Annotated in this window: 16 protein-coding genes; 4 read left to right on the forward strand and 12 right to left on the reverse strand. The window is 35.8% G+C overall.

The window, feature by feature from the left end; translation table 11 throughout:
* The first annotated feature begins 122 nt into the window (after positions 1-122).
* On the forward strand, positions 123-1,733 hold the full coding sequence (locus KHA93_RS16345; RefSeq protein WP_233711196.1) for a glycoside hydrolase: 1,611 nt from the start codon (positions 123-125) through the stop codon (positions 1,731-1,733).
* A gap of 632 nt (positions 1,734-2,365) precedes the next feature.
* The gene (gene bcaP, locus KHA93_RS16350; protein WP_213111710.1) at positions 2,366-3,757 is read left to right on the forward strand and encodes a branched-chain amino acid transporter BcaP; all 1,392 of its coding nucleotides are present in this window, start codon (positions 2,366-2,368) and stop codon (positions 3,755-3,757) included.
* 197 nt (positions 3,758-3,954) lie between these two features.
* On the opposite strand, the gene KHA93_RS16355 is transcribed toward bcaP, so the two are convergent.
* The 6 genes from KHA93_RS16355 to KHA93_RS16380 form a co-directional block, all read right to left on the reverse strand.
* On the reverse strand, positions 3,955-4,452 hold the full coding sequence (locus KHA93_RS16355) for an LURP-one-related/scramblase family protein (protein WP_213111711.1): 498 nt from the start codon (positions 4,450-4,452) through the stop codon (positions 3,955-3,957).
* A 290-nt stretch (positions 4,453-4,742) separates the two neighbouring features.
* Positions 4,743-5,507 (reverse strand): kanamycin nucleotidyltransferase C-terminal domain-containing protein, encoded by a 765-nt coding sequence (locus tag KHA93_RS16360; RefSeq protein WP_233711197.1) that lies wholly within the window; start codon positions 5,505-5,507, stop codon positions 4,743-4,745.
* A 200-nt stretch (positions 5,508-5,707) separates the two neighbouring features.
* Positions 5,708-6,667 (reverse strand): hypothetical protein, encoded by a 960-nt coding sequence (locus tag KHA93_RS16365; RefSeq protein ID WP_213111712.1) that lies wholly within the window; start codon positions 6,665-6,667, stop codon positions 5,708-5,710.
* 99 nt (positions 6,668-6,766) lie between these two features.
* Positions 6,767-6,940, reverse strand: a complete 174-nt coding sequence (locus tag KHA93_RS16370; RefSeq protein ID WP_213111713.1) for a hypothetical protein — start codon at positions 6,938-6,940, stop codon at positions 6,767-6,769.
* A gap of 55 nt (positions 6,941-6,995) precedes the next feature.
* Positions 6,996-7,949 carry a Gfo/Idh/MocA family protein gene (locus KHA93_RS16375; RefSeq protein ID WP_213111714.1) on the reverse strand — a complete coding sequence of 318 codons (954 nt, stop codon included), beginning with the start codon at positions 7,947-7,949 and terminating at the stop codon, positions 6,996-6,998.
* A 534-nt stretch (positions 7,950-8,483) separates the two neighbouring features.
* A complete protein-coding gene (locus KHA93_RS16380; protein ID WP_213111715.1) occupies positions 8,484-8,738 on the reverse strand; it encodes a hypothetical protein in 255 nt (84 codons plus the stop codon).
* Between the two features lie 207 nt (positions 8,739-8,945).
* Between KHA93_RS16380 and KHA93_RS16385 the strand changes: the two genes are divergently transcribed.
* Complete coding sequence (locus tag KHA93_RS16385; RefSeq protein ID WP_213111716.1) at positions 8,946-9,680, forward strand: class I SAM-dependent methyltransferase; 735 nt, start codon at positions 8,946-8,948, stop codon at positions 9,678-9,680.
* A 521-nt stretch (positions 9,681-10,201) separates the two neighbouring features.
* Here the strand turns inward: KHA93_RS16385 and KHA93_RS16390 are convergent.
* The 6 genes from KHA93_RS16390 to garR all read right to left on the reverse strand — a co-directional run bounded on the left by KHA93_RS16390 (position 10,202) and on the right by garR (position 17,066).
* A complete protein-coding gene (locus tag KHA93_RS16390; RefSeq protein WP_213111717.1) occupies positions 10,202-10,789 on the reverse strand; it encodes a hypothetical protein in 588 nt (195 codons plus the stop codon).
* Positions 10,790-11,324: 535 nt separating this feature from the next.
* Positions 11,325-12,170, reverse strand: a complete 846-nt coding sequence (locus KHA93_RS16395) for a hypothetical protein (RefSeq protein ID WP_213111718.1) — start codon at positions 12,168-12,170, stop codon at positions 11,325-11,327.
* Between the two features lie 139 nt (positions 12,171-12,309).
* Positions 12,310-13,632 (reverse strand): gluconate:H+ symporter, encoded by a 1,323-nt coding sequence (locus tag KHA93_RS16400; protein WP_213111719.1) that lies wholly within the window; start codon positions 13,630-13,632, stop codon positions 12,310-12,312.
* A 106-nt stretch (positions 13,633-13,738) separates the two neighbouring features.
* Positions 13,739-14,575, reverse strand: a complete 837-nt coding sequence (locus KHA93_RS16405) for a class II fructose-bisphosphate aldolase (RefSeq protein ID WP_213111720.1) — start codon at positions 14,573-14,575, stop codon at positions 13,739-13,741.
* A gap of 152 nt (positions 14,576-14,727) precedes the next feature.
* Entirely contained in the window at positions 14,728-16,173 is a 1,446-nt protein-coding gene (locus tag KHA93_RS16410; RefSeq protein ID WP_213111721.1) for a four-carbon acid sugar kinase family protein, read from the reverse strand.
* A gap of 2 nt (positions 16,174-16,175) precedes the next feature.
* Positions 16,176-17,066, reverse strand: coding sequence for a 2-hydroxy-3-oxopropionate reductase (garR, locus tag KHA93_RS16415; RefSeq protein ID WP_213111722.1), 891 nt, complete (start codon positions 17,064-17,066; stop codon positions 16,176-16,178).
* 247 nt (positions 17,067-17,313) lie between these two features.
* On the opposite strand from garR, the gene KHA93_RS16420 reads away from it, so the two are divergent.
* The gene (locus KHA93_RS16420) at positions 17,314-17,952 is read left to right on the forward strand and encodes a GntR family transcriptional regulator (protein WP_213111723.1); all 639 of its coding nucleotides are present in this window, start codon (positions 17,314-17,316) and stop codon (positions 17,950-17,952) included.
* Positions 17,953-18,065 lie beyond the last annotated feature (113 nt).

An 18,065-nucleotide genomic window follows, 5' to 3' on the forward strand; every position in this document is an offset into this window, starting at 1 on the left:
TTTTTGGTTTTAGCAACTTACAGTTATATATTTTTCCTAAAGAAGGTGGTCAATGGATATTATTCCTATCATTTTTATTCGTCTAGCTTTAAATTAAAACGGTTTGGCGAAAGGAGAAAAAAATGACTAAGAATAAGAAAGGAAAATTAACATTGGCATTATCGTTATGTTTTTTAATGTTTGGGTCAACTGTTAGTAGTGCAAAGGATAACAATCTAGCTATTCCACATGATAACACTGCCCAAGAGATTCATATAAATGTAGAGAAAAAGTATCAAGAAATTGATGGATTTGGAGCTTCTGGCGCTTGGGCAATGGACCCCATCGGTGCTGAATGGTCAGAAGAAAATAAAAACAAAGTGGCTGATTTGCTGTTTTCACAAGACAAAGGAATTGGCTTATCGATGTGGCGCTTTAATATTGGTGCTGGGAGTGAAGAAACAGATAAAAACATTATTAAAGATCGCTTTAGGAGAGCAGAAAGTTTTAAAACAGGAAAAAATGAACCTTATGATTGGTCAAAACAAGCTGGTCAGCAATGGTTTCTTCAAGCCGCTAAAGAACGTGGCGTTGAAGAATTTATTGCGTTTGTGAATAGTCCACCTGTATGGATGACAAAGAATGGACATGGGCAACCTGATTCTTCTGTCGGCAGCACGAATCTAAAAGAAGAATATATCAATGACTTTGCGGTGTTTTTATCTGATGTATTGGAATATTTCGAGCAGGAGCAGCTGCCTTTCGACTATATTAGCCCGATCAACGAGCCTACTTGGGATTGGAACAGAGCCGGGCAAGAAGGAAATCGCTACAATATTGACGATATGAAAAAAGTAATAAGAGCTTTATATCATGAGCTACAAAACCGCGATCTTGAAACTGAAATTGATATACCAGAAGCAGTTGAATATACATCTTTACTTGATGACGATATCTATTCAGCTTTTACCGGAAGAAATAATAGCCGGTATAATAGTGGAAATGCTAGTGGTGCGTATCCGGGTAAATATCGTGAATACATTAAGGAGTTTTTAGGAGACAACGAAATAAAGGATATGGTCGGAAACAAAATCAGTGCACATGCCTATTGGTCTGATTATTTTTCCGGAGAGGATCGCCTCATTCCTTTAAGAAAAAAAGTAAGGGAAAATATCGATCGTTATGATCCGAATGCAAAAATGTGGATGTCCGAATACTGCATTTTGGGTGGCAATGGTCCTGGCCGAGACCTATCAATGCGGACTGCACTTGATATTGCTCGACTCATTCATTATGACATGGTCGAAACTCAAGCCTCCGCATGGCAATGGTGGCTCTCTATGTCACCGTATGACTACAAGGACGGTTTAATTTATACGGACTACTTAAAGCCAGGTGATGAAGAAACAATCATCGAATCTAAATTACTATGGGCTTTAGGTAATTACAGTCGGTTTGTCAGACCAGGGGCATATAGAGTCGACTTAAATGGCGCAAACGATAAGGATGGCCTTATGGGTTCGGCTTATTATAAAGAGGAAGATAACCAGCTTTCCATTGTCCTTGTAAATTACAGTAATGAAACAAAACCTGTGCATCTCAATGTAGACGGGCTACCTTGGAATAAAAAAGCGATACAATTTAAACCTTATATCACTTCTGATAACTATGATTTGGAACAGAAAAACTTATTCCCCGCACATAAAGTGTTTAATGTGCCACCTAGATCTGTGGTTACGTTAGTAGGTAAATAATTATCAATAAGAAGAATGCCAACCTGAAATATGATCGATTGGTATTCTTCTTTAATTAAATGGTCACAAGAAACTATTTTTTTGACTTCATAGCTTATGACAGTTCTCTGTGATGCATTTAAATGCTGTCTTATCCAATATTTTTTTCTCCGTTTGTATGTTCTTCCGATAGACCAAATCCATTGAAGTGTTGTTAACTATTCAAGTCTTCAACTGATTTCATCAAAGCATCTATAAATTAACATTTTTCTTAATCTCCTCCATCTATTCCGAGAACTGCTTAATTTTCATTTTAAATAGCATTTATTAAAAATAGTTAATAATGGTTTCTAGCTTCTTTACATTCAAATCTACTTCTTTGTATCTATCGTCGCCGATATAACCACTTTTATTAAAAGGATTATAGTGAATTGGGATTTATTATCCAACACTAATAGTTTTCGAAAATAGTTATTTCATAAAAAGATAGATATGTGCCATTCTGTATAAACTATTTTCGCCTTCACTTTTCAATTTAATTCTACGAATGTCTTATTATTCGACAAAAATATTGGTAATTCGACAAAGTCAGTTGACCTTTAAGAAATAAACATATAGAATCTTTACATATTTGCAATAAACGAGGGTTCAGTATGAAAAATGTATTATTCAGGAGAAAAAATCTCGGGGAGTTACTGAAAAAAAAGGGAGATATCGAGCTACAGCAATCGTTAGGAGCCTTTGATTTAACGCTGCTAGGGGTAGGTGCCATTGTCGGAACAGGTATATTCATTCTTCCAGGGACAGTAGCTGCTGAGCACGCTGGACCAGCTATAGTTTTTTCCTTTATTATAGCTGCTATTGTCTGTGCATTGGCAGGGATGTGTTATTCAGAATTTTCATCTTCCGTACCAGTAACAGGTAGTGCTTATACGTATGCATATATTGTATTTGGAGAATTAGTCGCTTGGTTAGTTGGTTGGGCTTTGGTGTTAGAATATGGTTTGGCAGTTGCTGCAGTCTCAACTGGTTGGTCTTCATATTTTTCTGCATTGTTAGAAGGATTTCATATCAACATACCAAAGGCAATCTCAGGTCCATTTATTCCCGCAGACGGAACTTATGTAAATATACCAGCTATAGCTATAGTTTTTGCTACTGCTTTCTTGTTAACGCGCGGGATCAATCAATCTGCAAAGCTGAATAAGATCATGGTATTTATTAAGGTAGGTATTATTCTTTTATTTATTGGAGTAGGTATTTTTTATGTGGAGCCTTCTAATTGGCAGCCATTTATGCCTTTCGGAATAGAAGGGGTCTTGAGCGGGGCAGCACTTGTTTTCTTTGCCTATCTTGGGTTTGATGCTGTTTCATCCGCAGCTGAAGAGGTAAAAAATCCACAACGCAATTTGCCTATTGGAATTATTGGTTCATTATTAATTTGTACATTACTTTACGTAGTGATTTCGCTTGTTCTAAATGGAATGGTTTCATATACACAACTAAACGTAAGTGACCCAGTTAGCTTTGCTATGCAGCTCGTTCACCAAGACTGGATGGCTGGCGTAATTTCACTTGGTGCTGTTGTCGGGATGATGACAGTTATCCTTGTGATGATATATGGAGGAACAAGACTTCTTTACGCGCTTGGACGTGATGGATTACTACCGAAATATATGCATGAGCTTAATAAAAAATATAGGACGCCCGTTAAAAGTACGTGGATTTTTGCAGCATTCATCGCTTTTTGCGCAGGCTTCATTCCCTTATCTAAACTCGTAGAATTAGTGAACATGGGGACATTACTTGCATTTATAATCGTCTCAATCGGAGTTATTTTCTTAAGAAAAAATAAGAATATCCCATCTGGTGGTTTTAAAGTACCGTTCTTTCCGGTTATACCGATTTGCTCATTCCTATTATGTTTATTTTTAATCACTCAACTCTCTGTTTATACATGGATTGCATGCGGTATTTGGTTTGTACTTGGATTACTCTTCTATTTTACTTATGGTAAAAAACATAGTGTAATGAATAAAGAATAAGACATGCAAGAAGTGAGCTTACGATGTCATATAGAGACAATGTAAGCTCACTTTTCTTTTTTAGAAGAGAATGGAATCCTCCGAAGAGAGCAGTATATTCCACCAATTTACGAATGATCTACTTATCTAATTTTCCCTAGAAGAAGGAGATAGTTGCTTCCGTATTTACTTGTGGTACGATTCACCGCAACTACATTTTACATCGTAGCTGCTGATGAAGCAGCGGCATGGTCAGCTTTTACACAATCAATTGCGATAACAAGCGCAATGATGATGGTCTCCATCTCTTCATTCAATATCTCGACCTTGTAGCTATCGCCCCAAGTAAACCATTTTTTGTTCACTCGTCCGACGACCTCTCCATACTGTAACACTTCAAAATCCATATCCCACCAGCTGCCATGTACCTCGATGCCTGCCGCATCAATCGTGTAGCGTGCTTTTAGGAAGGAAAACTCCTTTTGTATCGTTAACACCTCTCGCCCATTCACTTCAACAAAAAACTTCGGTAAAAAACTGAACATCTTTTTCGAAATGAGCGCGGCTTCATCTCCATTTGTATTCATAATGGAGAACGTCTTTGGGATTTGCAAAAAGCTCCCTTCTACATAATAAACATCATTCTCCTGATAATCCTTTACAGTAAATTTACCACTTAGACTAAATACCTTTTGCTTAATATATAGCTCTTTCATCTTAACCCCCCTTCAGTATAGCGTATTATAAAAGTATACTATTGTTCTGTTTTATTTAAATCATATAATTCTTATAGTATAGTAGACTAGTTCGACTATAAATTAGGCAGTTTATAGGGCGATTCTATATAGACTTTAATGCCATCTACCCAAAAGAATCTGAATAGTTTGGATCGCTGTTTGTTATCTTTGTAACTATTTATACATACCAATCACTAGTGGTCGGCTATCTTAACTTTTTATATGTTAAGTTTAATTCAGTCCCAAAATTTTATGATTAACAGTATAAATTAAACTGGTAGCTGTTTTGATATATATTCGATTTCAAGATCACTGTACCATTCATTTAGACCCACCCATAACTTTTCACAAAGTTCATATATTAGTTTACTATCATCTAGTTTCCCTTCCATTACTTTAATAACCAAATTTTCATACCCTGTAGGTTTTGATTCCATTACCAAAGATTCTTCATAGGCTCTAGCTCTTGTACTATAGGACTGTTTATTTGCTAGACCTATCAGTTTCAAAGTTTGCCAAACTAAATCTTTTGCTCCCATTGGGATATAGCTCAAGTTATTGATTTTAAAATTATTTCTTATTTTTGCCATCGTTTCGTAGGGTTCCCAAATCATAAATTCCCTCATTGTATCTTTTACTGCTTTATCAGAAATCTGTAGTGGCAGGTTTCTAACCTCTTCAAATAAATGCTCAGGATCATAAACTGCTAAAATGTTAGTAAAAACACCTGCTTTAATTGCCCACGAATCATCGACTTCTTTTGCTTGTTTAATAATCTCACTCTTTTGTATCATACTAATTTCAATTTTAAATTTATCATAAATAAATTCATGACTTTCTATAGAAACTCCATCCTTCATAACCGCATGAAGTTCTATATCAGAATATGGACCATCCATTCCTTGTCCAATTGATCCGTACGCTCCAATTGCTAATATTTCATCTCTATATTTGAATAGTAACCTTTTCCTAATTTCTTCGATCATCTGATTTTTTTCATTTCTTGTTGTAGCTGTTGGATATGGTAGCATCATATTAATTCTCCTTAAAAGCCATTATCATATTATTTTCAAATAAGTCCTGATAACCACACCTATTTAACCGGTAACACTACCATAAGTAAATTCTTCATAAATATAAATGTAAGAATGCCGATTTTGAAATTAGATAATGAAAGCCAATATGTGAGGTTATCTGCATTAATACCTTAAAATACTCACAAGATAGATTCCCCTTATTTTTTAACTACTTTTACTTGAAGTTTATTGCTGGAATATTTCGATTTTTTCTTACTATCCACTACACGAACTACTACTACTTTATTGAGTTTTAATTTTTTATTTAACTTTGCTTTAAAATATCCCTTTTTATCTGCTTTTATATTATCTACGTAATAACTAAGGTCAGAAGTCTTGACAATTAAATCCGCATTTGGAAGCGTCTTTCCAGTAATATATTTGCTATTAACTGTTACCTTGTCTATCTTTAATGGAACCGGATTACAATTTTTAATAGTGAAGGTCTTTACAGTTTTATTTCCCGCATAATCCTCAGCCACGAAGGTGTACTTCCCATTTTTATACACCTCCACCTCTATAGAATTATCTATTCCTTGGGAGTATTCACTTCCTTTAATCTCACGTATATTGGAATTATAGCTCCCATCTGGTAACTTAACACGGTCAATACTATTATTATCAGTTACTCTGATTTTTAAAAACTGAGTGGTACTCCAATCATCCACATATGTTTTAACAAATTTCAAAACGGGTTTACTTGTATCAATATTACTAATTGTAGCACCACACCAAATAATATTTGGATCTCCAAGGTTAGGATCTTTCGGGTCATAGTAATCTTTCCTTAAGACAAGAAAATCATAATTCCCATTGGCTTTTGCTTTAATTGTGTATTTGCTTCCATATGTAACTTCAAAATTATTATCGCCAGGATTATATAGAATTACGTTATTACCATTATTATATTTTGTAGCATCAATAGTTATTGTTACTGGCTTATTTGTCATTTTATTTGAATTATTTATTGTAACTTTAACATTCTTATTATCTGAATATGTTGTAGCAGTATACCATTTTTTTGTAGAAGCAAAAGCAGGTTTATTATAAGCTAAATTAAAAATTGAAACTATTAACAGTAAAATAACTGTTATATTATTAAACTTTTTAAACATCATCTTCATCTCCGCGTTCGCATATTACTGTTCATTGGCTTAGTGATGCCCTTTTTGTTTTTTCAAAGTAAGAATGAAATGCTATTTTCCACTGTGTGTCCTCTACTCTCCTTTTATTGTTAAATAATTAATCAACAAAGCTATTATATATTCATCATTTCCTGCAATAAGTATATTAACATAAAAATACCCAATGGTATTATTTCCCTCAAACCTATCAATTATTATTTTTAAAAGCATTTTGGAAAAACTTGTTTCAATCCCTTTTGGCTTCAAGTAAAAAAGAACAGATCTAAAATCTGTTCTTTTAAGATAAGAATTAAAACTACTATTATTTCCGAAGTTCTTCGAGTACTACCTGAACATCGTAGCCAACTTGAAAATCATACAATTCACTCGTTTTACCATCAATAGCATCAACGAACTGATTGATTAATTCATTCCAGAAATGGTTGTTCTCAACCTTAATCTCTTGAAACTCCTCCCCGATTTTCCCAGCCTTTACTTTCTTTAAATCTATGAGAGATAACGTACCTTCTGTTCCATATGCCGTTAAAGAAAGATGTTGTTCTTCCATTCCTGCTATTCCACTAATCCCATTAAAGGTGATGGGAACACCATTTGCAAGTCTCATTTTCGCTGTGATTCCCATTTCGGGGAGCGTAGGATCATTAGGAAGTTCCAGCTCACTCTCTACATTGCTAATGTGTCCAAAGAATCGTTGAATCAGTTGAACGAAATGTCCTGCTACCTCAAAAACAAAACCACCCTGTTCTCTCGTGTTGATCCAGCTATTTTGTTGCCACGCTCTAGGCCATTTAGGAAACTGCATCGTTAGTTCTACTTTTCGCAACTTGCCAATATACCCCTCCAACCACAGCTCTTCAAACTTAAGAGTGTTATGTAAGTAATTTAAAGGAAAATTCATAGCATGGACAATGTTTTGTTCCTTTGCGATCCGCAATATGTTTTCAGCTTCTGCCAATGAGTTCGCTAATGGCTTTTCACATAAAATATGTTTGCCCGCTCGGATGACATCAACAGCAATATCATGATGCCATTTCGGTGGGACCGCCACATAAACCATATCTATATCTACTTTTTCTAGTAACTCAGTATGATTCGTAAAGCCTTTAATATTATAAAGAGCTGCACACTGTTCTACCTTTTCTTTGTTAGTGTCACAAACGGCAACCAATTCTACTAATGGGTGGTCAAAAAATACCTTTACCATCCCCTCACCTAAAGCACCTATACCAATAATCGCTACTTTCTTTTTACTCATGGATTCATAAACTCCTTGCTTCAAAAAAATTAGCCCTGTCGTTTAGGGCATGGTTATCGTAAGCCTGCGCAAGTGTACATTTTGTTATCACAAAATCAACATAATCCTTACCTTTTGCCGTCACGATATTCACATCTACCATCGTATCATGATTCTCAATCCTTCAACCATTAAATACATCATATACCTCTATCTGTCCTATGAGTTTACTTGAGGTAAATTCGATGGTTTATATATGAATTCATTGTTAAAGAAAGACTTTGATATATTCCAAAAAGAGAAATTAAGTATTTAAACAAATATACATATTGTTAGATTGTGATTGATGATTATTAATCCACTAGCGAGAAACGTTAATTTAACATGAAATCATAAATGATCAAACTTTATTTAAATCAATATTCACATTAAATACAAAAAAATGATATGAGAACCACTGATATTCCAATAGTTCTCACATCGAAATTAAGATAATCTGAAAATGTTTGCGGTACCACTAACAGAAAAAGTGATTAATTCTACCTTTTTATTCCTTTAAAAGAAAAATGGAATAAAGGCTAATGAGACAATTGCTCCTAATGCAATGCCCGCCGCAAAGCCGAAACCAAAGCCCCCGCCCCAACCATATCCGTAGCCACCATAACCGCGGTGGCCTCCGAACGGTCGAAGGAATACTCTATTTGGAGATACTCTGTGAATAATGCCTCGATGAATTTTTCCATCAAACGTACGAATGTGAACTGCTCTCCCAATGCCCCTAGAACACATATGATGATAGTGTGCTGACATTTTTTAATACACCTCCATGATTGTACTAGTATAGTTACAGATCCCTATCATTGTATGACCATGGTTGACTATTGGAGTAGTCTTCAGCACAAGGCGAAAGTGGAAAAGCAAACAGAGCTATTTATAATCTGTTTGCTTGTAAGATGTATCATCCATTCGGCTATAAACATAAGATGGAACATCCTATTAAGCTAGAGGAGTGGTTATGTGAAAATTACTTATCAAGATGCTTTAGCCTATTACGCTATAGATGGGGCCCATCCAGGTGGAATGTCTCTAACGAAAGAGATTTTAGAAAATGAAAAAATTAACCGCGAGATGATCATCCTTGATGCAGGTTGTGGTACTGGGGAAACATCATCGTATTTGGCAAAAACGTTTCGTTGTATGGTTTATTCAATTGATAACCATGAAGAAATGGTGAAGAAAGCCTCGGAAAAATTTTTGAATGAGAGAATTTCTGCTAAGGCAGTAAAAGGAAGTATTGAGAATATTCCATTTAAAGACAATACTTTCGACTACATCATAGCTGAATCATCAACTGTTTTTGGTAATATTTCTAAAGTCATGAGTGAGTATTTCCGTGTGCTAAAGCATGATGGGGTATTGTTAAATATTGATATGACAGCAGAACAAAAGTTGTCTAGAAAAGAAAAGGCGGAGTTGATGAAATTTTATCAAATAGATGAGATTTTATCTGAGGAAGAATGGCTTATGTCCATTCAAAAGTCCGGATTCAAAAGATGCCAAATCGTAAAATCGGCGTCTATTTTTGATGCTTTAGAAGAATATAGTTTTGATGACAATGAAATAAACAATCGTGAAATACCGCTCGAAAATGTAAACCCAGAGGTAGATAGAGTTATACAAACCCATCAAAGGTTACTGGTCTCTTATGGAGATAAATTAGGGTATCGAGTTTTTAGAGCGGTAAAGATTTAAAGGTGAATGTCACTACCCATTACCCGAGTATTGTAGAGATTTTTCAAGAATGAAAGGAGAGGCACCGTAAAAAGTATTTGACCAACAACGGTGCCTTTTCATAAATAGTCATGTCTTAATGGTGGAAAAACTAGATCCGCCAGACATTTTCTCTGTTACTAGGTATGGAAATAGGATATCCTCTTTTTCCACTATACATCGAATACAGGTATTTGTTGTTCTAGTGTCTGATACCAATATTGAACAGCCCTCTGCTTATTTGCATTGGGCTGTTGACTGTTTGTTAATATTCGTACTTTATTATCACTTGTGGTACGGTTCACTACACCCGCTTAAGTGGCAGTTTTTTGTTTGTAATTATTCCTTTAACAAATGATTCCACCGACTAATAGAATATGAAAAAATTAATCGATATACCTCTACTTTTACCTACTGAAAATTATCAAATAGATAAAAACGCTGAAATATCAATATCCCAGCGTTCTTAATATTTATTATTAAACAGGTATTGTACCACGTCTTTAGCTTAGTGATACGGCAGTGTCTCTTCTGTAAAGACTTACACCAAGATAAAAAAGTGCTAAGCCAAGTATTAGATAACTTAGGGGGATTCCTGCTACTGGTACAAACTCAAAAAATGGTGATACTGCAAGAACTAAACCACCAAGAAAAGGAAGTTTTTTTAACTTCATTATATTAATTCCAATTAAAATTACACCTATAGCATATACAAGAAAAGAAACGAGCAGCCCTACTATTGATTCGGGAGGAGCTGATAACACATCCGGGGCTACTTTATTGATGTAGGGGTTAATATATAAACCAAGATACTTTGCTCCAAGTGAAAGTGTTGTACCTGTTACCCCAATGATAAAACTAAAAGTAAGAAACTTTCCGCTCGAATTTAAATGATATAAATAAAGACCGATTAAGGCAAAAAGAAATAATATTGTCCCGAAATATTCAATGTAAATTGGGATATAATAATGAGCCGAGCTATAGTCTCTTTCGAAATAACCAGAGATAAAAAGTATCCAAGCCACAATTAGAAAAATACCAGAAAGTAATGTTAACACACTGTACAGTTTAAAACTTTTTAAACCGGCCACCTGTTTCCCCCCCTTTTGAAAGTACCTGAGTTAATATATGTTCAAAAAAATTTGGTTATTACTCAAGATGCGACAAATATTGAATTAAAAAATTCGCTCTGAAAACCAAATCCTCCTATGGTTACAAATAGGCCTTCATCCACAGCATTTACTTAGGAAAACCTACAACTTTTCAAAAAACCGACTCTAATGTAAGATTCACCGTGACGCAACTAAATGAGGTCTACCCTATAATGAATTTAATAGACATTCAATAAAGAACACTGATAAAAAACGCTATTCCCCTTTAAAGTATTTCTTATACTCTTAAACCTTTATCTTATTCTGTGTGTGCGAAAATTAAGGGTAACTTGCAACTGGACAAGCTCAAACTAGCACTGCCTATGGGCAAAATAAGCATAATCTCCCTTGTAAATATTGAAGTGAAAATAGTGCAATTTAGTAATACGGATTATCTACAAACCACTATTGTTTTAACGGTTACCACAAAAATGAACAGCCCTCTGCTTATTTGCATCGGGCTGTTGACTGTTTGTTAATATTCGTATTTTTCATTATCAATAATGGTATAGCCCTTTCCGTTTTCAATTACAACCATCATGGAATCATTTTTCACAAAGTTCTTATTGAACTCAATGTTTTGTTTGTAGATACTTTCCTCTTTGCCACTACCTGTAACCATTCCAATATAGAGTGTATTTTCGTTAAAAACCTGTTTAATCAGATAAGTTTCTTCGTTTTCCTTTGTAATTATCTGACTGACATATCCACTTCCGGAAGGAACATACTCAAATACTTTTATTTCCTTGCCATCTACTGAAAAACTAGCTTGTAGTGACTCTGTTTTCGTATCGTATTCACCTGAAATCGTCATATTCTGAATTGACTCATCTGGTACATTCATCTCCATGTTGAACGTGCAAATATCGCCTTTCATTTCAACGTGACCTGTACTAACCTGATTCATGATTGGCCCTTCCCAAACATTTTTACCCGTTTTAGGTACTTCCGACAATACAGCTAATGGTGCTAAGGTTATATCTGTGCTGAATAAGCCCATCAAAGTGATTGAAGCCATTGGATTTTTTTGCGAGATACTTTCCATCATAGGTTCCAGCATCTCATATGCTTTTCCTTTCACTTCTATATATTGAGTCATTCCAGTGGCAACGGGAGGGGTATCTAAATCTACAAGGTCATCTTTTGGTGAAGGAGGTGTTTCATCATCCACTTTTTCCGGCGATTTTCCTTCTTGATTACTCACGGGAGGTGTTCCACCTTTTTCCTCGCTTTTACCACATCCACTAATGGAAAAAAACATTAATAAGATCGCCAACATCAAAGAAAATTGTTTTAATAACATTCGTTTTCGTTTAAGCATGCACATTCCCCCATTAAAACATGTTATGTTTCCTTATGAGAGTGAGTGATTATTTTCCACTTTTTGATATCTTATTATGGAAAATCAAAAACAAAAAGCCAGCTTAATAATAAGCTGACCTTCTGATGTTAAAACTTGTTTATTTTATAAACATATTTAAGATTAATACACCTGCAAGACCTACAAGGGAAAGAATGGTAACCATTACAGACCATGTTTTGATCGTTTTGCCGATTGAAAGGTTAAAGTATTCCTTGTAAATCCAAAATCCGGCATCATTCACATGGGAGAAGGTGATACTTCCTGCACCAGCTGCTAAAACCATTAGTTCAGGACTTACACCTGTAGCCCCAATTAGAGGTGCTGCAATTCCAGCAGCTGTCATTCCAGCTACAGTAGCAGAACCTAACGCAACCCTTAAGATAGCAGCGATAATCCAAGTAAGAAGCAATGGTGATAATGATGATCCTGTCATGATTTCAATGATATATTTATCAATGTGACTGTCAATTAGCACTTGCTTAAACGCGCCACCACCAGCGATAATGAGTAAAATCATCGCAATTCCACTGACCGCGTCTGTAAGAGATTTCATGACTTCCTTCATTTTTCTACCTCGATTGAGACCAAAGGTAAAGAATGCAAGAATAACAGAGAGTAATAATGCAACATTCGGATTACCAATAAAATCAAAAAATGGCATAATCGCTGATTCAGGCATAAAAATTTCTACAATTACTTTCGCCGCAATCAGAATGACCGGCATCAAAGATGTAAGAATACTTGTAGCAAATCCCGGCATTTCTTCTTCTGTAAATTCTTTCGGATTAAACAATCCTTTTGGAATTTCAACTTCCAAATCTTCTTTCTTAAACAGCTTCGTAAATAACGGCCCGCCAATAATAATAGCTGGGATGGCAATGGTAATTCCATATATTAGTGTCTTACCGATATTTGCTTCAAATACACTCGCAACCGCCGTTGGTCCAGGGTGTGGTGGAACAAAACCGTGCATCGTAATAAGTGCTGCAATAACTGGCATACCAACATACAATACAGGCACTCCAGCTGCAGTTGCAATCGTAAATACGAGCGGAATCAAAACAACAACACCTGTTTCAAAAAAGAGTGCGATCCCTACAACAGATGCAGTTAAAACTGCCGCTAGTTGAACTCTTTTCTTCCCAAATGCTCGAATAAGTGTTGTCGCAATTCTTTGAGCGCCTCCAGAATCGGTCATCAACTTACCGAGTATCGCTCCAAAGATGATGATCATTGTAAGACTGCCAAGTGTCCCACCTAAGCCACTTTGGACAGATGCCATGGCATCGATCGGTGACATTCCTTCTAGTATACCTACAATTAAAGCAACAATAATTAAAGATATGAATGCGTTTAATTTAAAAACCATCATTAATATAAGTAATAGGGCAACCCCTATACAAATTGAAATTACCGGCATATTATTTACTCCTTTTAGACAGTCATGATGAAAATTGAATATTATAAGTTCATTAATTGTTTGTGCGTTAAGCACAGCGGGGGCTAGTCCCCCACTCATAAACGTTTTACTTACCAGAAAATAACTTAATAAATTTAGTCATTACAGGCTCCATAGACTGCTGCATATCTGCCATAACAGTGGAGAGATGGACCATTTCTCTAGTTTCGAAATACGTTTGTAAATGAGAAACGGCAGCCATGGATACTTCTGTATTCACATTGATTTTACATATTCCAGATTGTATGGCTTGTCTTACTATTTCATCAGGTGTTCCTGATCCGCCATGAAGAACAAGTGGAACATCAACAACCTGCCGAATTCTTTCTAGAAGATCAAGATCAATCTTAGGTTCTCCTTTATACATGCCATGTACAGTGCCAATAGCGGCAGCTAAAAAGTCCACACCAGTTTCTGCAACAAATTCTTTTGCGGACGTTGGATCAGTTAGTGTGCCATTGCCTTCTTCCTCATCAGAGAAAGCTCCTCTTGCTAAAGAACCAATTTCAGCTTCAACTGATACACCTGCCATGTGAGCAATATCTACAATCTCTTTTGTCAGGCGCATGTTTTGTTCAAGATCATATGCTGAACCATCAAACATGACAGATGAAAATCCACAACGAATGGCGCGAATGATTGATTCCTTCTCATAAGCGTGATCCAAATGAAGAGAAACAGGAATACTAGCTTTTTCTGCCATAGCTCTAACCATTGCAGAAAACCCTTCGACATCTACCGTAGGGAAGTATCGTTCCCCTAAAGCAATAATAACGGGCTGGTTTTCCATTTCGGCAACCTTTATAGCTGCCTGTACAGTTTCTAAGCTATATACATTAAACGCTGCAGCGCCGTATTTTCCTCTCTGTGCATTTACTAAAATATCCTTTGTATCTGCAAACATAATGTGCTCCTCAGTTTATGATTAATTAGATGATCATCGCTGCTTTGTGTTCGTTTTCAAACACTTTTTTTCTATTCGTATACGAACATACACCATCGTAAATGATGCAGCCGTATACGAATGAAATCTTTTAGCAAAGCGATGAAAATCTACTATTTACCTAATAGTTCAACGGTCTCCTTGAGGGTCGTTTTTGCTCCTACATTTCCAGGGAATATAATGTAAGAAATACCCGGAAACTTACTTTCCTCTCCAGTAAACCATACAGGGATACCTGGCTTAATTTGTCCAGCAACAGTCGCTCTCTTAACTTCAAGGCCTTTTGTTCCGATATCACTTGATGTAATACCGCCTTTAGCGACAATAAACTTGGGTCTAACGTTTAACCTTTGAACGATACTTGTTACTGCATCTGAGATTTGAACAGAAAGCTTGAGTTCTTCTTCTTTTTTACCTTCACCAAGATCCATTCTTTCCCGTTTTGTATAAATGGCTACTGATTTACCTGAACGAATGAGATTTTCACTTGTTTCAATCACTCGGTCTGTTTCAGCTTTAAACTCCTCAGGATGTAAAACGAGATGAACATTAAATTCAATAAACTCAATAAAATCACATTTCTTCAATTCCTCAAGCTGCTCAGTCGTCTTTTTAACATGAGAACCAACAATGATTAGACCGCCATGTTCGGAATCCTCTTTAATCAGTTCCTCTCTAGTAAGTAACCCTCTTTCACTTACTCCCCCTATCACCTTAGTGAGAGCAGCTGCACTTCTGAACATAAAATGCTTGCCGGCTTTCATTGCTTTGATGAGGGAAATGACAAAAATCTCTACATCTACGTAGTCCACAGCATTTACGACGACCTTGTTGAAATCACTGACTTCAAGTAATTGATTTGTAATCTTTTCTACTTCAAGTGCTCTTAAGCTTTCAAGTGATATATAGGTTGCATTTTCAGCTTTAAATTCACCATCTGATTTTTCCTCGGCCCATTCACCTAAATGAGACTTTGTATAGCCAAATGTTCTATCTTTCGCGAATTCCGTTTCTCCAGCCGGCACCAAATAGTCTTCATATTGAACATAGTGAATGTTGTCAACTGTGAAACGGCCGCCTTCTTTGAAAAATGGAATAATTACTTCCCCATCAAACTTGGTGTTTGAACCTGATTCGATTGTTTCCTTTAAAACCTCTGTTTCAAGTGGGTAGTGACCACGTAAAGTAGAGTCTCCGCGACTAATAATAATAAAATCCTTACCATGCTTTTTCGCTACTTCTAATACATTTTCAGCAATTTCTTTATGTGCTTTTTCCGTTTCAGCTGAAGTAAATCCTCTGGAGTTTGTTAATATAAAGAACATCGCATTTTGCTCTCCAAAACCCTTCTCAATACTGTCTACTGACCAATCAGTATAAACTGAGATATTATGAACGGTTTGTACACCAGTAGGATCGTCATCAAGCACAATAATTTTTTTATTCAGATTAGCTAATTCGTTTTTCAACATTTCCTGCACGGCATTTCTATCTACTGCTGGAATTTTATCGAAAACCTCGTTAACTAATCTTTTATCTGTGCTATTTATCGCGCCCATTTTTATACTCTCCTTACCTCAACATTCGCTAGTTTTTCAAAGTATTGAACAATACCTCCATGGTCATCTGAAGATTTTCCATCGACCTTCAATGCATGGAATATTTCTAGTAATTGACTTGATAATGGCATTGGCACACCAATTTCATGAGCAGTTTCTATTACGTTCGTAATATCTTTCATGTTGATATCAATTCTTCCGCCAGCTACAAAGTTACGATCAAGGATTAATGGAGCTTTTGCATCAAGTACAGCACTTCCTGCTAATCCACCTCTGATGGCCTGATACATTTTTTCAACGTCAATACCAGCTTTACTTGCCAAAACTAATGCTTCAGACATAGCAGCAATATTTAAATTAACAATAACTTGATTGGCTAATTTCGCTGTAGTGCCGCTTCCATTTCCGCCTACTAAAGTAACTTCGGTTCCCATTGCATATAGAACATCCTTCACCTGTTCAAAAACTTCTTCTTTCCCGCCTACCATAATGGCTAACGTTCCATCTATAGCTTTCGGTTCTCCTCCGCTAACAGGGGCATCCAGCATTTCTACACCTTTTTCAGCTGCTAATGCAGCAATTTCTTTGGAAACTACTGGTGTAATAGAACTCATATCGATAATGACGGTTCCTGGTTTTGCTCCGCTAAGAACACCATTCTCCTCTAAAATGACTTGTTTTACATGCTTGTTGGCAGGAAGCATCGTGATAATTACTTCACAGCTTTCACCAATCATTTTTGGAGATTCAGCACTAACAGCACCTAACCCAACTAAAGATTGAACTGCTGCTTCATTAATATCGTTAACTGTCACTTGATATCCTTTTGACAATAGATTTGATGCCATTGGTTTTCCCATAATACCTAAACCAATAAATCCAATGTTTTTCATATTTATTCCTCCTCAATCATTATTTTTTTACTATTTTACAAAAATAACTCAATATATATTTTCGATTGGAATCGATTGCAGGAATCATTTACGAAAATGATTGTATACTATTTATAAATAATTGTATACATTTTTATTATTTTTGTATACTTTTTTCGAATAACAATTAATTGATTAACTATCAATTATTTACTTTTTTTGATAAGTTAGTGGTAGTTAGGTTTTGTAGGAAATAGGAGTGAATGAAGTGAGTCAGAATACTAAAAGTCATCGTCCGGCTTCCCACCAGGCATATGAGATCATTCGTGACAGGATATTAAATGGGGGTATTCCTAGTGGTACAAAAGTTGTTGAGGAAAAACTTGCCCAAGAATTGGGATTTAGCCGTACACCTATTAGGGAAGCCCTAAGGCAGTTAATATATGAAGGTCTTATCGTAAATAAAAAGGTTGTACAACCTACTGAGAAAGATTTACGAAACTTATTTCAAGTAAGAATTCTTCTAGAAGGATTTTCAAGTCAAGCCGCAGCAATCTATTTGCCTGAAGAGGAATTAGATTTACTTTCTCATTGCATTAAAGTGGGGCGAGAAGGAACAACTGAAGAGATTATGGAAGCAAACGAACGTTTTCATGAAATTATTGTTCATGCAAGTGGTAACTCACAAATTATCGATATCATTAACCGAATGAAATCCATTATCTATCTTTTTCGAAAGACTGTAGTGCTACACCAACGCCCTCGTCTAATTGAAGAACATGAGGAGATTTATGAAGCGATTAAAGCAAGAGATGGTCAGGCAGCTAAGCAGATGATGGAAAATCATCTTCAAGCAGATTTGGATTTTTGCTTGCACATTTTAAGCAGCACAAATTACAAACGATAAGGATGGATTCTGTTCTCAAAATGAATAATCCAACTGTAAGAATCGTCAAATTTCCTAATTAGGTGTAAAAGCCGGCTATTGGGCTTTTACAAAACAACAAACTTTAAGAAAGC

This window comes from Lederbergia citrisecunda, from assembly GCF_018343695.1.
Classification (GTDB): Bacteria; Bacillota; Bacilli; order Bacillales; family Bacillaceae_C; genus Lederbergia; species Lederbergia citrisecunda.

Bases quoted from the DNA above. Each gene is read 5' to 3' on its own strand.
- KHA93_RS16345 (WP_233711196.1), top strand. From the start codon at position 123: ATGACTAAGAATAAGAAAGGAAAATTAACATTGGCATTATCGTTATGT.
- bcaP (WP_213111710.1), top strand. From the start codon at position 2,366: ATGAAAAATGTATTATTCAGGAGAAAAAATCTCGGGGAGTTACTGAAA.
- KHA93_RS16355 (WP_213111711.1), bottom strand. From the start codon at position 4,452: ATGAAAGAGCTATATATTAAGCAAAAGGTATTTAGTCTAAGTGGTAAA.
- KHA93_RS16360 (WP_233711197.1), bottom strand. From the start codon at position 5,507: ATGATGCTACCATATCCAACAGCTACAACAAGAAATGAAAAAAATCAG.
- KHA93_RS16365 (WP_213111712.1), bottom strand. From the start codon at position 6,667: ATGATGTTTAAAAAGTTTAATAATATAACAGTTATTTTACTGTTAATA.
- KHA93_RS16375 (WP_213111714.1), bottom strand. From the start codon at position 7,949: ATGAGTAAAAAGAAAGTAGCGATTATTGGTATAGGTGCTTTAGGTGAG.
- KHA93_RS16380 (WP_213111715.1), bottom strand. From the start codon at position 8,738: ATGTCAGCACACTATCATCATATGTGTTCTAGGGGCATTGGGAGAGCA.
- KHA93_RS16395 (WP_213111718.1), bottom strand. From the start codon at position 12,170: ATGCTTAAACGAAAACGAATGTTATTAAAACAATTTTCTTTGATGTTG.
- KHA93_RS16400 (WP_213111719.1), bottom strand. From the start codon at position 13,632: ATGCCGGTAATTTCAATTTGTATAGGGGTTGCCCTATTACTTATATTA.
- KHA93_RS16405 (WP_213111720.1), bottom strand. From the start codon at position 14,575: ATGTTTGCAGATACAAAGGATATTTTAGTAAATGCACAGAGAGGAAAA.
- KHA93_RS16410 (WP_213111721.1), bottom strand. From the start codon at position 16,173: ATGGGCGCGATAAATAGCACAGATAAAAGATTAGTTAACGAGGTTTTC.
- garR (WP_213111722.1), bottom strand. From the start codon at position 17,066: ATGAAAAACATTGGATTTATTGGTTTAGGTATTATGGGAAAACCAATG.